We start from the raw sequence: 12,705 nt of genomic DNA, 5'->3' as shown, positions 1-12,705 counted from the left end.
GAAAATCACTATGGATTTTTCTATTCAAGTGTCCAACTTCATCTTACAACCGGCCTTAAAAAGTTTGTGCTCTTGATAGCACAAATTTGACGTAGTTTAATTTTTGTGCTGCGTTTACAGTGGATGTGGATGCTATGCAAAAAAGTCCAGGTGCTCTGCACAACCGCGATTTGTATCTAAATCGTTTGATTGCGTTTCAAGATACCGAACCGGTGAAAATCATCACCGGTATCCGGCGCTGTGGCAAATCCAGCCTGATGAAACTGATGTCCCGCCATCTGCGGGAACAGGGCATGCCCAATTCAAAATAGTCAACAGTGTTAAAGCTATCCGTTGTGCAAGAGTATCTGTCAGGGCGTTAGAGCCGACTTGCTATATGCTCTTAGATTTAACAATTATCGCTCGCTGTCCCTTCACCCGCGTCTGCCCGGCAGGATGGACTTTGCGTTTTGGTAAACAAAGCGTGGACAAATTGAAAAGACGAGGCAGCAATTTTTACAGAATTAGTTTCAATATTGCTCAGTATTTGTTATTTTTTCGTGTTTTATTGCAAAATTAATTGTATCCTTTCTGTCAGTCATCAGGTTAGGATACATCCCCGCGCTCATAGTACGATATCAATCACAGACAGTAAGACCTCTCGGCTGCGTAATCTAAATCCTTTGTCTAACCTATCTCTACTGTGTACCATGAGTATATCACCGTCCTGTAATTGGGTCAAAAAAATCCGTCCTGAAACAAATCAGGGCGGATGTAGCAAATGGTTATTTAAGGAGTTTCGGATAGTCTGTTGTGCCGTTAACAATTCGGTAAATATAAACCGTTCCGTCAATGACCTTATAAACAGCAACGTAGGTTTTTGTCAGCACCAGTTTTCGATAATTGTCTGATGCCAACAAAGGGTCTGGGTGCATCTGCCCCATGAGCGGAAAATCCCGTAACTTGTCAATGGGATCCTTCATCGTCCGATAAATCTTGCGGGCAGATGTTGTGCCGACTTCAGTAATATGATATTTGACGATGCTTTCAAAATCCTGCATCGCCGGAGTCAGATAGACCAGCTTAGTTTTCGTAGGCACGGAACAGTTCCTCCATTCTCGTATCTACTTCCTCTGCCGTGTAGGTGGGTTCGCCGTTCAATCTGCTAATCTCAGCAGCATAAATCATATCGCGGTGGCGGAACATTTTTTCCCGTTCTTCAAAGGCTTCCATACTGAGAACAACTACATCTGCTTCGCCTTTGTTGGTAATGAAAATCGGCTCACCGGATACTTTCGCAAGCTCTGAAATTTGTGGGTACTCATTGCGTAATGCCGTAGACGGTTTAATTGTCATAACGCTTCCTCCTTTCCCTGATAGTATTATATCAGAAGTGCGATAGTTATGCAATCGGGCATCAGAATTTTTACAATTCATTATTTTGCCCTCGCCTGCACGCACCAGAAGTAATCCGGCTGATTCCTGACACAGGTAATCAGCGTTACAATGTTCTCGCCGGTATCATTCAGCACAGACACATCATTGACGGACACCTTGCGCACGGAATGGACGGTATAGCTTCGGGTTCCCAACTTGTTGGTCAGCTTATGTCACTGGGGATAACTACACGCCGATCATGGATGTCGAAACTTCCACTTGGGGTGGAAGCAGTGATATTGACATTGGAGACATGGTCAGATACTGTTTATCCAATATTACCTACGGGATCGATGATGGATATAGTGACGGCTTCTATGTCGTCACGATCAGCGGCACATTAAAGGGTGGTCTGGCATCGTATCTTACCAGTGTTCAGGGAGGGCAAGCGGCGTGGTTGGATGTGGAAATCACATATCACAACAGCGTTTACAACTGTAAAGTCAATAACCAATCTAAGGTCAGCAATAGCGGATTGTCGGTCACGACTTATATGATCGATTGCTATCGCCAGCATCTTCAAGACGATGCGCAGACTCAGGCTGATCAGGAAGAGCAGCAGACTATCGACGCGAACCGATTCAGCGACCTCTCTGCCGATCAGCAGAAACAGTGTATCGGTTGGGACGGAAGCCCTGATGACACCATGGTTATGCAGTAGTGTGGGTTTGCCCCTGCTCTTATGCCGTCGTCTGCGCATCCACGAGCCCAGACTTCTGGAGCAATCTCAGTACGTTTACCGTGGATGTTAAACGCAAAATGCCGCATAAAGGGGAACGGATTTTACGCCATCCTTTTCCCCAAAGTTTTTCAAGGACAGGCGAATGGAGTAGGCGGGCTTATAGGCATTTACGAAAACACTGAGGCTTCTGGAGCGGACATGCTCGCCTTTCTTAACCTCCATCCCGACGATCTGATTTCCCTTTTGCAGAACAAAATCCAGCTCGGCAGTACTGCTGCTCTCCCAATAAAAAAGGTCATAGCCTTTTGCTACAAGCTGCTGTGCAACATAATTTTCTGTGACAGCCCCCATGAAAATATTTCCGTTGCCTGACAACACCGTCTGCTGAGAAATGCCGGACTTCATAACCAGTAGCCCCACATCTCCCATATACAACTTAAACGCGGATAAGTCCACATAGACGGAGATCGGCTCTGTCGCGTTTGTGACCCGTTGACATTTGAGAACGACGCCCGCAAGGTTCAACCATTCAATTGACGCTCCGAACAGGGTGGAGCTGCCGCCCTTCTGTACGACCTTATACTGAAACTTTTTGTTTTCCTTTGCCAGCTGCGCCGGAATCGAGTTATAGCAGGCGCGGATTTTCACGCTGTCTCCGCTATTGGCGTACTTTGCCATGTCGGCAATATAGTTGTCCAGAATCTCGTTTTGGACCAACGGAACATCCAGAAAACTTCCGCTCTTCAGGAAGGTATTAATACAGGCGGGCATTCCGCCTACGATCAGATATTCCCGATATAGATCCGTGGCTTCCTGATGCAATGCGTCTGGAAGCGGAGACATGCTTACAAACGCCTTACGAACCTCCTCACACAAAAGGGCTTTGCCCCGCGCCCAAAGGTATTCTTCAAAATCCAATGGGTAAAGCGTCAAGGTTTCCACCTTCCCTACGGGAAAGGAATAATGCTGTCGGTTAATGGCGACGCCAAGCAAACTTCCTGCGGCAGCAATATGATACTCCGGCGTTTCTTCGCAAAAATACTTGAGAGATGTAAGCGCCCGTTCGCAGGATTGAATTTCGTCAAATATGATCAGCGTTTCACCGGGAATAATTTTTTCCCCGGCGGAAGATTCCAGATACCGCAGAAGCTTTTCCGGCATAATGTTATCGCCGAAATAGGATGCGATTGCCAGATTTATCTCCAGATTGACATAGACCACGTTCTTAAAGTGTGTTTCACCAAATTGACGAAGGATATACGTCTTGCCGACCTGCCTTGCTCCATTGACGATGAGCGGCATCCGCCCCGCTCTCTTTTCTTTCCACGCCAAAAGCTGCGCCTCTATTTTTCGCCTCACAGTAAATCACCTCCATCCATCATTTTAACCATGTCATACAATTAAGTCAATAAAAATATGTCATATTATAATTAATTTGCAGATAATGTTCCGCTGGCAGATACCCCAATCCATCTGCGCCTGCTTGCCGGCCGGCCGGGATCTAACAAAGCTAAAGACTTCTTTTGAAATCAAATATACACTCAAGGTGTCTTGTACCTTCGCTGGCATTGAAAGACAAAACCATATGGCGAACACGTGTTCATGAAACCGCAGCTCTGGTCTGTTGCATTGAAACAGGCAAATTCAGCCGTCAGAAAACGGATTTCTGCGTTCAGCCCAGTTTTGTTGCAAAGCGATTCAAAATTACGGCGAACTGCGCACGAGTCGTGGAACCTGTGGGGTTCAATTTCCGTCACTGGTGCCATTAAGAATGCCCTGAGCAACTGCCCATGTCAAAATGAATTTCAAGTAAAATACGGTTAAGTAATACCACTGTCATTCAAAATTGATTTGTATTTTTGCCCGCAATATGATACATTCTAAGAAAGATTAACTATTAGAAGTCAAGCCTGAACTAGCGGATGGTGGACAAAGAACAGATAGTTCAAAAAGGGTATAGCAAAGCAGACGTCTAGTAAGACGCCATGCGGGCTATGAAGAGAAATTACGCTGCTGAGCGGTAAGGCTCTCTGGATTTTTCCAAGGCGTAGATGAGACGCACCAGTTTTTTGGCAGCGTGAGAAATGGCAACGTTGTAGTGCTTGCCCTCTGCCCGCTTTTTGGCGAGGTAGGCAGCAAAGGTCGGATCCCAATGGCAGACGTATTTGGTGGCATTAAAGATGGCGTAGCGCAGGTATCTGGAGCCTCGCTTTTCCATATGGGCATAGCAGTTTTTGAGCTGGCCGGATTGGTATGTAGATGGTGAAAGTCCGGCGTAAGCCAGCAGCTTGTCCGGAGAGTCAAAGCGAGAGAGGTCACCGGCTTCGGCCAAAATCATGGCCCCCATCCGAGTGCCAATGCCTGGGATGGTGGTGACGGGAGAATGCATTTCTTCCATGATGGTCTGTATTTCAGATTCAATCTCATTAATCTCGCCGTCCAGCTCATGGATAAGATGGATGGTATGCCGCAACTCCAAAGATTTTGCCGGCATAACAGAGCCAATAGAATCTCTGGCGGCACCACGGATTTCCAGCGCCATGTCCCTTCCGTAACGACCCTTGGATGCGTCCTGCAAGAGCGTTTTCAGTCTCGTTAGATGCGCATTGGCAACTTGTTTGGCTCCGGGAAATTCCTCCAGCAGGGCGTAAACGGAGGCCAGATGCAGCGTTGGCACCAGCTTCTCCAGCTCAGGGAACAGGATGCAGACCAATCTGGCAATAGACTGCTTTAACTGGCCGCGCTGCTTCACCTTGTCAAAACGATATCTGGTCAGTGACTTTAGCTCCTCGTTGTGGTAAGCTGTGTCTGTATAGGGCTTGAGGCCCACATCGGACAAAAGCATCGCCGCAATCGTGCGCGCATCTACCCGGTCAGTTTTGGTCTTTCTGAGGCTGAGGCTCTTTCGGTACAGATTCGTGTGTAAGGGGTTCAAGACATAGGTGGCCAGACCGTTGTCAAGAAGAAACCCAAGCAGGTTGTAGCTGTAATGCCCGGTTGCCTCAAGCCCTACTTTAATTTTGTCTTGAGGGGATGAGCAGCTTTGGATTGTCTCCAACAAGCGGTGAAATCCATCCACGCTGTTTGGGATGGTGAACACGTCTGCGAGGACTTCGCCCTCCGAGCTGATGATGAAGCAGTCGTGCTTGTCTTTGGCAACGTCGATTCCAACAGAAATCATAATAAAACCCTCCAGCGGTAAATTTGTGATGCTGTATCCACAGGGTACTTTGCTCTTGTAACCTTGTTCCACATAAACCGTCTGGCGGTATTTAACTGATTAACAATCCTGCAAAGGGCTGTGGTTGGAACCTTTCTTAAACCATCTGTGTGGTAGGACAATTGTACCAATCCACAGCATCCTCTACAGTGTAGCACAGCCCTTGGAGAGGGGCTTTATAAACTACTACTCTATAATACAAGGAACAAGAATTGCTGAGCGGGGGACTGCCTGTGCAGTTCGACGGACAATATCATATATTTATATGGAATGGGGGCTATTCTCATGATGTATCCATACATTACACTGGCCGATGAAACGGAGATTACCCACTCTCAACCGATTGAAGAAAATGGGCAAAAGTGCGTCGAGGTTCATTTTGAGCGTGCAACCGAGGACGGTTTTCTGTCCGCCCGCTGTTTGCTGCCTTCCTATCAGTGGAAGTTTAACGACGGCTTTTCCCAACAAGAAATCGCGTTTTTTAATGAATTTTTAAAAAGCAATGCGCACCTGCTGTATCGTTATGCGGAGCAGGGAGGGGTTCACTGTGCCTAGTCTGTTTCGCGTGGGCGGATATCAAGTCTTTTTCTGGTCAAATGAAAACGGTGAGCCGCTCCACGTCCACATTAGAAAATAGACCTTGGGCATTTCAAATTCCAATACCAGTTCCGAAAACCACTGCTTTGTTTGAAAAATGGTGGTTTTTGCTGCCTAAAAGTCCAAAATAGAGCGGGCAAGAATTCATGACCTACATTCCAAGAGTATCAAAGGCCACCGGATAGGAAATCCGGTGGCCTTACTGAAATTCGACCGTTATTCTATTGCTCGACGCGACTGTGACCGTTTAAACCGCAGAATAAATTTTTTCTGCACCAGCCGACTTCATACGCTCAAATCGCTCAATTCCTCTTTCAATGCCACTAAGCTCGTCTCGAACATTTATATAGCGTTCATCGGAGTAATACAGCGTTTCCTTTGCCTGAAGTAATTGTTCTGTTGAAAGCTCGCCTTCAACCATCCGTTTATATTGCGCCCGCATATATCCGCTTGGGCCTTCAATTTGAGGCATTATAGCAGTTGCTTTTAGTTGTTTGCACTTTGCGCGGGTAAGAAAAACAATGTTCAGTCGGGAAAATGCTACTGACAGAGGAACATTCATTTGTCAGCTATCAGCGGCGAAATCACGCCTGTGCTAAAGCCCTATGGGAATCCGCTCATGATTTTCAGAACGTCCTTCCGTTGGCTCACAACTCCCGGAAGAGATTTTTCCAATCCTCTGCCGTCATGGTCTGCATAGCGTTGCCCTCACTGATGACGGCCTCGCCCAAAGCCTTCTTTTTCTGCTGTAGCGCCAAAATCCCCTCCTCGATGGTATCCTTGCAGACCAGCCGGTAAACCTGCACCCGGCTGGTCTGCCCCATGCGGTAGGCTCTGTCCATAGCTTGCTGCTCTGCCGCCATATTCCACCACGGGTCGTAGAGAATGACCATGTCGGCCGCCGTCAGATTCAGCCCCAGACCGCCGGCCTTGAGGGAAATCAGAAACACCTGCGTGTTTCCCTTCTGAAAATTCTCCACCATCTGCTGGCGCTGTTGTTTTGGGGTCGCGCCCTCTAATAGACTATATGTAATTTTCGCCTGTTCGAGCCTCTCTTGCAGCAGGTGGAGCATGGAGGTAAACTGGGAGAACAGCAAAATTTTGTGGCCGCCATCCGTTCCCTCCTGTACCAGCTCCATACACAGCTCCAGCTTGCTGCTCTCGCCATGATAGTCCTCCAAAAACAAAGACGGGTCACAGCAGATCTGCCGCAATCTGGTGAGCAGTGCAAGAATTTGCAGCTTGTTATTGGATTCCATGGCATCGGCCAGCTCTCCCCGCGCCAGCGCAAGCTGGGCAGCATAGAGCTTTTTCTGTTCTCCTTCCAGCTCTGTCAGCCGCACCGTCTCCACCTTGGGCGGCAGCTCCATGAGAACCTGTGCCTTCATCCGCCGCAGCATAAAGGGTGCGGTGAGCAGTCGCAGCCGCTCCAGAACCTTCTTGTCACCGTGCTTCACCCCAGGGATTTCATAGTCGTTCTTAAACTTTTTGTGGGTAAAGAGATAGCCCGGCATGAGGAAATCAAAAATGCTCCAGAGCTCCGACAGGCGATTTTCAACCGGCGTACCCGTCAGGGCAAAGCGATGCTTTGCCACAATGGATTTGGCTGCTTTCGCCGCCTGCGTACCGGCGTTTTTGATGGTCTGCGCCTCGTCTAGTACGGCATAGTCAAAGGTCTTGCCCTTATAGTGGAGAATATCCCGCTTGAGCTGGTCGTAGGAGGTGACAAGCACCTCGCCCTCCCCGGACGCGATGGCCTCCTGACGCACAGCGGCTGTTCCCACCAACGCTACCGTTCGGAGCAAGGGGCAGAACTTTTCTGCCTCGGTTTTCCAGTTCAGCACCAGAGAAGCCGGACAGACAACCAGCGCCCGCAGGCTTCCGGTTTGCTCCTTGTGGCTTTGCAGCAGCGTGAGTACCTGCAACGTTTTTCCAAGCCCCATATCATCTGCCAAAATGCCGTGGAATCCATTGCCTGCCAAGGCGCTCAGCCAGCGAAAGCCCGTTTTTTGATAGTTGCGCAGGATTTCCTCCAGACTGTCCGGCACCGCAACGCTGCTGTCCTCTACATTTTTCATGTTGCGCAGCAGGGCTTTAAAGCCTTCATCCCGCTGATAGGCAAGGTTATCTCGCCGACGCAGCACCGCATCCACATAAAGGCTGCGATACAGCGGCAGGGGGAAATGTTCCGATTGCAGATCTTCGGGTGACAGCTCCATGGTTTCCGCCAGCTCTGCCAATTCCTCCAGACCGCTGTTTTGCAAATTGACAAACTCCCCATTTTTCAGGCGGTAAAATTTTCGCCGTTGGCGGTAGGAGGAAAGGAGGGCATCCAGCTCCACCTTGGGAAACTCTGAAACCTGAAACCGTACGGAGAGCAAATCGTTCTCCACGCTTACCCCCACCTTCACCCGGGGGTGGATGGGATTTGCCATCCGCTTAAGCTTATCCGACAGGAAGAACTCTCCCAGCTGAGAAAGCTCCGGAAGAACCTCGGTCAGGAAGGAATAGAAATCTTCTTCCTCCCACTCCCCTATTACCTCGTCTCCCTCCTGGCGGGGAAAATAGGCGTTCAGCTTACAAAGAATCGCCATCTCCTCTCCAAAGCTGCGGTGAGCCGTGGGCGTTGTCTTTCCATAGGGATTCACAGTCTCCTGCCCATAGATGAATTCAACGCGAGCGCAGATGGTATTTTCACAGGGACTGTCCAAATAGCAGTTCAGCTCCGGGTGCTGAGGCAGGTACTGCTCCAGCAGTTCCGCATCCCCGACAAACTCTACAAAGGAAGAAATTCCGGGATAAACCGTAGAAAAGAACAGGGGGATTTGCTCAGGGGCAATGTAAAGCTGCCTGATTGGACGTAAAAAAAGGTGCTGCATGCCTTGCTGAAAGGCATTGTCCGTACGATAGAGAACATCTCCCTGCAGGCAGTAGAGGTGCTCTCTTCCCTGTTTAACCGCAATCTGCGGAAGCGTAACTTCCATGCCCCCGTCCTTCTGACGCTGACACTCGATAGTCAGGCGGGGGTTTTCCTCCTTCAGAGAAATTGTTTTCTCGCCCTTTGGCTGCGTAAGCAGAATGGTACCGCGCCCCTGAATGGCATTCCAAAAGGAATCCCAGCTGCCATCGGATACCTCTGTGCTGTTCCTTCCAAATCCGGCAGAATAGGGCTTGTCCTCGTAGAGATTCTGCAAAAACCGAACCAGAGGTACGTCCATAGCCCGCAGGGAAGTCAGGTCATGGTTCCAGACAAAGTCCTTTCCATACTGTTTTTTGCTGTGGAAGTGGATATCTGACACCAGATTTTCTATATTCTGCACCAGATACAGCTTCTCTCGCCCAATTTTCAGGCGAAACGAGGACTTCCCATAATTGGGATTAAAATTGAGAATGAGAATTAACTGAACCTCTCCTGATAACTGGGAAGCGGTTCTGGACTTTTCCTGTTCCAGATAGCGCTCCATGAGAAGAGCTGCTTCTCGATCTGTGGCCTTCTTTTTTGGAGCCCAGAGTGTATCGTTTTCCCCAAAGCCCTTCTCGGACAAATAGGTTAAAAGCGCCACGGTGTGCTTGCAGATGCCGCTATACTGCCCTGCGGCCGGGCAACTGCAATTCCAGCTGCTGGGGCGTCTGTTCCTGCCCTGCAGCACTACGGCGGTGTGGTAGGGCTCTGTCCCATGCACGATTGCCTCTGCCAAAACAGGAGCATCCATGCCCTCACCGTGGTCCGTGATCTTCACGTTGGATACTTTGCCAGTTTGATAGTAGCGCAGGCCACGCGCATAGACACCTTGATTTCCAGCCATAGATCGAATTTCTTTTGAAGTTAGCATGGTCTCTCTCCAATACAGAGATATTACTCACGTTGAACACGTGTAGAACGTCACTTAGTTTATTATATCGAACCATCTAGGCATCGTCAATAAAGTCAGAGCAGTTAAGGAGTTTGGCTCTTAAAATAACTATCGCAGCAAGCGCAAAAAAGCAGTAGCGGAAGCTACTGCTTTTGCCGTTATAAATTCTAACTACAGCAATTCCAATTAAGATAGGGGATAACCGGCTTCACGAAACCAGCCGCAGATATCACTTACAGAAACAGCCATAAACGCCTTAGGAAGAGCGTCAAGCAAAGAGTCGACCGTCCTGGCCTTGACCTTTCTCAAAACAGCTTTCAACTTTGACCACATCATTTCAATTGGATTGAAATCGGGGCTATACGGAGGAAGATAAAGCGCCTGTGCGCCGGCTTGTTGAATTGCTTCTTTTACACCCTTGACCTTGTGGCAGCGCAGATTATCCATGATAACCAGATCTCCGGCGTGTAACGCGGGAACAAGGTCATGTTTATGCGTATTCAGGTTATCCATCACGAGTATAATTCTTTCAGCATTAGGATACATAACATCAACAAGATATTTGATTTCCTCCGCCCAGTCAGTTGCAGTACGCTGTTCTCTTAACCCACCGGTTTTCCGCCGATAGCCGCCCGCCAAAGGGAAGCATAAATTCCTCCATTGTCAGTTGTCGCTGTTCGGACCTCTTTCTGTACATAATGCCACCCCAAAATCGCTGCTTTTTGGCTTTCACTATACAGATATGATACCACGTTCACGGCCATTTTTATAGTATTATCAATGGTGGCCGTTTTTCAGTAAGCCCTAATGCGGGGTACAGCCGCAACACGCTGGCGGTCTTGAAAGGAATTTTGACCGGAAGTCTGGCCTACGCCGTGCAGCCGCTCCGATACTTGCAGGTCAGTCCTGCCCAGTATGTGAAGCTGCCTTCCACAAGGGCTGTCGCCGCAGTGAGAACGCGGAGTGCGCCCCACGTATATATTACGTCGGAGCAAATGGGACTCATCTTCAAACGTTTTCCGGAGGGAAGCAGCTCCTATCTGCCGCTTCTGCTGGGATACAAATGCGGCTTGTGGATTGGGGAGACCTTTGGCCTGACCTGGGATTGTATTGACCTCGATGCAAAAACACTGACTGTCAACAAGCGGATGCTCTGGCACGAAAGGGTTAGGAAGACCAGCGCGGCGGGATACTGGTACTTCTCCGCGCCGAAGTACAACAGTGCCCGAACAATTGAGATCTCGGCAGACGTAGCAAACGCCCTGACACGGAAAAAGGCTTGTCAGGACAAGGCTCCTGCCCTTTTACGAAGAGCTTTACACCCGCAACTATCGGGATAAAAATGAACGGTTCAACACAATCGGGGAGGGTGAGGAGGTACAGCTTGTGATGCGGCGGACGGATGGCACGTATATCATCAGCCGCAATATGCAGTACGTCAGCCGGGTGGCCACCCGTGAACTGGGGTTTAAAAAGTTCGATTACCACAGCCTTCGGCACACTCATGCCACGATCCTGGCCGAAAAGGGGGCCTCTCCAAAGTATGTGCAGCACCGGCTTGGACACAAAAATGTTCAGGTGACCATGCAGATCTATCAGCACCTCACGGACAAAATGTCCGAGGACGGGGCCGCTTTACTCGATACCTTTTAACGGAGAAGCCGGTTTTTCCGCCATAAAACGTATTGACATTGCACATACTATGCAATACAATATTTTAAAAGGAGTGATGTACGATGCCGGGTAATACCAACATGAGTATCCGGGTTGATTCCGAGTTGAAGAGTCAGGCAGAAAAAATCTTATCTCAATTTGGCATGAATATGACCGGAGCTGTAAATATGTTTCTTCAACAAATTGTTCGGGAGCGGGCGGTTCCGCTCTCTCTATCTTTGGACTCCAGCTGCGCCGTATATGCCGACTTGCTTTCCGCTCAGACAGATCGGGTGCAGGGCTATGTTGGACGCAGCGCCGAGGAAGTGCTTGCGGATATGCGAATACTGATTGAGAAAGCAGAGCGAAATGGCTGAGTATCAAATCGTTTTTGCCAAGCGTGTCGACCAAATGCTGTTGCGCCATGTTGAATTTCTTTCTCACGTCAGTGTTCCCGCCGCCAAGCGTTTCTATCAGGAGTTTGAAGATATTCTACATCGCATGGAAGAGAATCCCTATCAATTTCCCTCAGAGGAAGATCTAAATCTTTCAGAGGGACAGTACCGTAAAGCCCTTTTTGCGAAGTGGTACAAGGCGTTGTTTATGGTAGAGGGAGAACTTGTCTACCTGGACGCTGTTGTGGATGGTCGCATGGAGGTCAAAAGAAGCGGTTAAGCCAATTCTGTGCCAACAGGCTGTCGGCATCTGAAAATTTGGTAAACAAAATGCAAATAAAACGCCAAAGCCACCCGATTCCGTGCGAAATTGGGTGGTTTGTTTTTGCCTAAAGAGTTGCGGAATGCAGCCATTTTTTTATTTTTTTTACGTATTCTACTTGCCCCCGCCGCGAGCCGCCCAACTGGATGTTTTGCTGGCACCGATGCAGGCTGTCGTTTTTGGGGGAGAGCATGGCCCCTGTGTCTCGTCCGGTATTAAGATTGCCAAGCAGAAGGGGAAGTACCATCGTATTACTGTGCTGCTGTGCATTGATCATACTAAAACCACAGCTCTGGTCCGTTGCATTAAAACAGGTAAATTCAGCCGTCAGAAAGCGGATTTCAGCGTTCAGCCCAGTTTTGCCGCAAAGCGATTCAAAATTACGGCGAACTGCGCACGAGTCGTGGAACCTGTGGGGTTCAATTTTCCGTCACTGGTGCCATTAAGGATGCCCTGACCAACTGCCCATGTCATAGCGGGCACCGCATAGGCTGCCACGGATCTGCTGTCCGGGAAAGCGTCCAGAGTCTTCCCTGAAGCCACTGCGGGCAGTCCGAGGAATTCCT

General features: G+C 49.0%; 16 protein-coding genes. 7 read left to right on the top strand and 9 right to left on the bottom strand.

Annotated elements, in window-relative coordinates; translation table 11 throughout:
• Positions 1-134: 134 nt before the first annotated feature.
• Complete coding sequence (locus tag RT018_RS01875) at positions 135-311, top strand: hypothetical protein (RefSeq protein WP_397359515.1); 177 nt, start codon at positions 135-137, stop codon at positions 309-311.
• Positions 312-764: 453 nt separating this feature from the next.
• On the opposite strand, the gene RT018_RS01870 is transcribed toward RT018_RS01875, so the two are convergent.
• From RT018_RS01870 to RT018_RS01860, 3 genes are all read right to left on the bottom strand, one after another.
• Entirely contained in the window at positions 765-1,079 is a 315-nt protein-coding gene (locus tag RT018_RS01870; RefSeq protein ID WP_312158924.1) for a type II toxin-antitoxin system RelE/ParE family toxin, read from the bottom strand.
• Positions 1,063-1,335, bottom strand: a complete 273-nt coding sequence (locus RT018_RS01865; protein WP_312158926.1) for a type II toxin-antitoxin system Phd/YefM family antitoxin — start codon at positions 1,333-1,335, stop codon at positions 1,063-1,065. Before RT018_RS01865 ends, RT018_RS01870 begins: the two co-directional genes overlap by 17 nt.
• Before the next feature lie 80 nt (positions 1,336-1,415).
• Positions 1,416-1,571, bottom strand: a complete 156-nt coding sequence (locus RT018_RS01860; protein WP_312938841.1) for a sortase domain-bontaining protein — start codon at positions 1,569-1,571, stop codon at positions 1,416-1,418.
• Positions 1,572-1,615: 44 nt separating this feature from the next.
• Here RT018_RS01860 and RT018_RS01855 point away from each other — a divergent pair, with 44 nt between their 5' ends.
• Entirely contained in the window at positions 1,616-2,077 is a 462-nt protein-coding gene (locus RT018_RS01855) for a hypothetical protein (protein ID WP_312158929.1), read from the top strand.
• 87 nt (positions 2,078-2,164) lie between these two features.
• Here RT018_RS01855 and RT018_RS01850 read toward each other — a convergent pair whose 3' ends face one another.
• Together RT018_RS01850 and RT018_RS01845 are read right to left on the bottom strand one after the other, a co-directional pair.
• Positions 2,165-3,457 carry an ATP-binding protein gene (locus RT018_RS01850; RefSeq protein ID WP_312158930.1) on the bottom strand — a complete coding sequence of 431 codons (1,293 nt, stop codon included), beginning with the start codon at positions 3,455-3,457 and terminating at the stop codon, positions 2,165-2,167.
• Positions 3,458-4,103: 646 nt separating this feature from the next.
• The gene (locus tag RT018_RS01845; RefSeq protein WP_312938840.1) at positions 4,104-5,279 is read right to left on the bottom strand and encodes an IS110 family transposase; all 1,176 of its coding nucleotides are present in this window, start codon (positions 5,277-5,279) and stop codon (positions 4,104-4,106) included.
• Positions 5,280-5,603: 324 nt separating this feature from the next.
• On the opposite strand from RT018_RS01845, the gene RT018_RS01840 reads away from it, so the two are divergent.
• On the top strand, positions 5,604-5,873 hold the full coding sequence (locus RT018_RS01840; RefSeq protein WP_312612903.1) for a hypothetical protein: 270 nt from the start codon (positions 5,604-5,606) through the stop codon (positions 5,871-5,873).
• A 289-nt stretch (positions 5,874-6,162) separates the two neighbouring features.
• Here the strand turns inward: RT018_RS01840 and RT018_RS01835 are convergent, their stop codons facing one another.
• The 3 genes from RT018_RS01835 to RT018_RS01825 all read right to left on the bottom strand — a co-directional run bounded on the left by RT018_RS01835 (position 6,163) and on the right by RT018_RS01825 (position 10,282).
• Positions 6,163-6,477 (bottom strand): hypothetical protein, encoded by a 315-nt coding sequence (locus tag RT018_RS01835; protein ID WP_312158933.1) that lies wholly within the window; start codon positions 6,475-6,477, stop codon positions 6,163-6,165.
• Between the two features lie 85 nt (positions 6,478-6,562).
• Complete coding sequence (locus RT018_RS01830) at positions 6,563-9,748, bottom strand: DEAD/DEAH box helicase (protein ID WP_312938839.1); 3,186 nt, start codon at positions 9,746-9,748, stop codon at positions 6,563-6,565.
• A 207-nt stretch (positions 9,749-9,955) separates the two neighbouring features.
• The gene (locus tag RT018_RS01825; RefSeq protein ID WP_397358090.1) at positions 9,956-10,282 is read right to left on the bottom strand and encodes a transposase; all 327 of its coding nucleotides are present in this window, start codon (positions 10,280-10,282) and stop codon (positions 9,956-9,958) included.
• Positions 10,283-10,608: 326 nt separating this feature from the next.
• On the opposite strand from RT018_RS01825, the gene RT018_RS01820 reads away from it, so the two are divergent.
• The 4 genes from RT018_RS01820 to RT018_RS01805 all read left to right on the top strand — a co-directional run bounded on the left by RT018_RS01820 (position 10,609) and on the right by RT018_RS01805 (position 12,097).
• A complete protein-coding gene (locus tag RT018_RS01820) occupies positions 10,609-11,109 on the top strand; it encodes a hypothetical protein (RefSeq protein WP_312938838.1) in 501 nt (166 codons plus the stop codon).
• Positions 11,066-11,422: a tyrosine-type recombinase/integrase gene (locus RT018_RS01815; RefSeq protein ID WP_312612983.1), complete on the top strand. Its 357-nt coding sequence runs from the start codon at positions 11,066-11,068 to the stop codon at positions 11,420-11,422. The genes RT018_RS01820 and RT018_RS01815 overlap by 44 nt, the downstream gene beginning before the upstream one ends.
• An 83-nt stretch (positions 11,423-11,505) precedes the next feature.
• A complete protein-coding gene (locus RT018_RS01810) occupies positions 11,506-11,799 on the top strand; it encodes a type II toxin-antitoxin system RelB/DinJ family antitoxin (RefSeq protein WP_312612900.1) in 294 nt (97 codons plus the stop codon).
• Positions 11,792-12,097 (top strand): hypothetical protein, encoded by a 306-nt coding sequence (locus RT018_RS01805; RefSeq protein ID WP_312158937.1) that lies wholly within the window; start codon positions 11,792-11,794, stop codon positions 12,095-12,097. The genes RT018_RS01810 and RT018_RS01805 overlap by 8 nt, the downstream gene beginning before the upstream one ends.
• A 390-nt stretch (positions 12,098-12,487) precedes the next feature.
• Here the strand turns inward: RT018_RS01805 and RT018_RS15775 are convergent, their stop codons facing one another.
• Positions 12,488-12,613, bottom strand: coding sequence for an S-layer homology domain-containing protein (locus tag RT018_RS15775; RefSeq protein ID WP_397354670.1), 126 nt, complete (start codon positions 12,611-12,613; stop codon positions 12,488-12,490).
• Positions 12,614-12,705 lie beyond the last annotated feature (92 nt).

This window comes from Oscillibacter sp. (genome assembly GCF_032060045.1).
In the GTDB taxonomy this organism is placed as follows: domain Bacteria; phylum Bacillota; class Clostridia; order Oscillospirales; family Oscillospiraceae; genus Oscillibacter.
This window is presented reverse-complemented; position numbering and strand designations above follow the sequence as displayed.

Excerpts from the sequence above, each read along its gene's own strand:
- RT018_RS01875 (WP_397359515.1), top strand. The coding sequence starts at position 135 with ATGCAAAAAAGTCCAGGTGCTCTGCACAACCGCGATTTGTATCTAAAT.
- RT018_RS01865 (WP_312158926.1), bottom strand. The coding sequence starts at position 1,335 with ATGACAATTAAACCGTCTACGGCATTACGCAATGAGTACCCACAAATT.
- RT018_RS01855 (WP_312158929.1), top strand. The coding sequence starts at position 1,616 with ATGGATGTCGAAACTTCCACTTGGGGTGGAAGCAGTGATATTGACATT.
- RT018_RS01845 (WP_312938840.1), bottom strand. The coding sequence starts at position 5,279 with ATGATTTCTGTTGGAATCGACGTTGCCAAAGACAAGCACGACTGCTTC.
- RT018_RS01840 (WP_312612903.1), top strand. The coding sequence starts at position 5,604 with ATGATGTATCCATACATTACACTGGCCGATGAAACGGAGATTACCCAC.
- RT018_RS01835 (WP_312158933.1), bottom strand. The coding sequence starts at position 6,477 with ATGAATGTTCCTCTGTCAGTAGCATTTTCCCGACTGAACATTGTTTTT.
- RT018_RS01830 (WP_312938839.1), bottom strand. The coding sequence starts at position 9,748 with ATGCTAACTTCAAAAGAAATTCGATCTATGGCTGGAAATCAAGGTGTC.
- RT018_RS01825 (WP_397358090.1), bottom strand. The coding sequence starts at position 10,282 with ATGGATAACCTGAATACGCATAAACATGACCTTGTTCCCGCGTTACAC.
- RT018_RS01810 (WP_312612900.1), top strand. The coding sequence starts at position 11,506 with ATGCCGGGTAATACCAACATGAGTATCCGGGTTGATTCCGAGTTGAAG.
- RT018_RS01805 (WP_312158937.1), top strand. The coding sequence starts at position 11,792 with ATGGCTGAGTATCAAATCGTTTTTGCCAAGCGTGTCGACCAAATGCTG.
- RT018_RS15775 (WP_397354670.1), bottom strand. The coding sequence starts at position 12,613 with ATGACATGGGCAGTTGGTCAGGGCATCCTTAATGGCACCAGTGACGGA.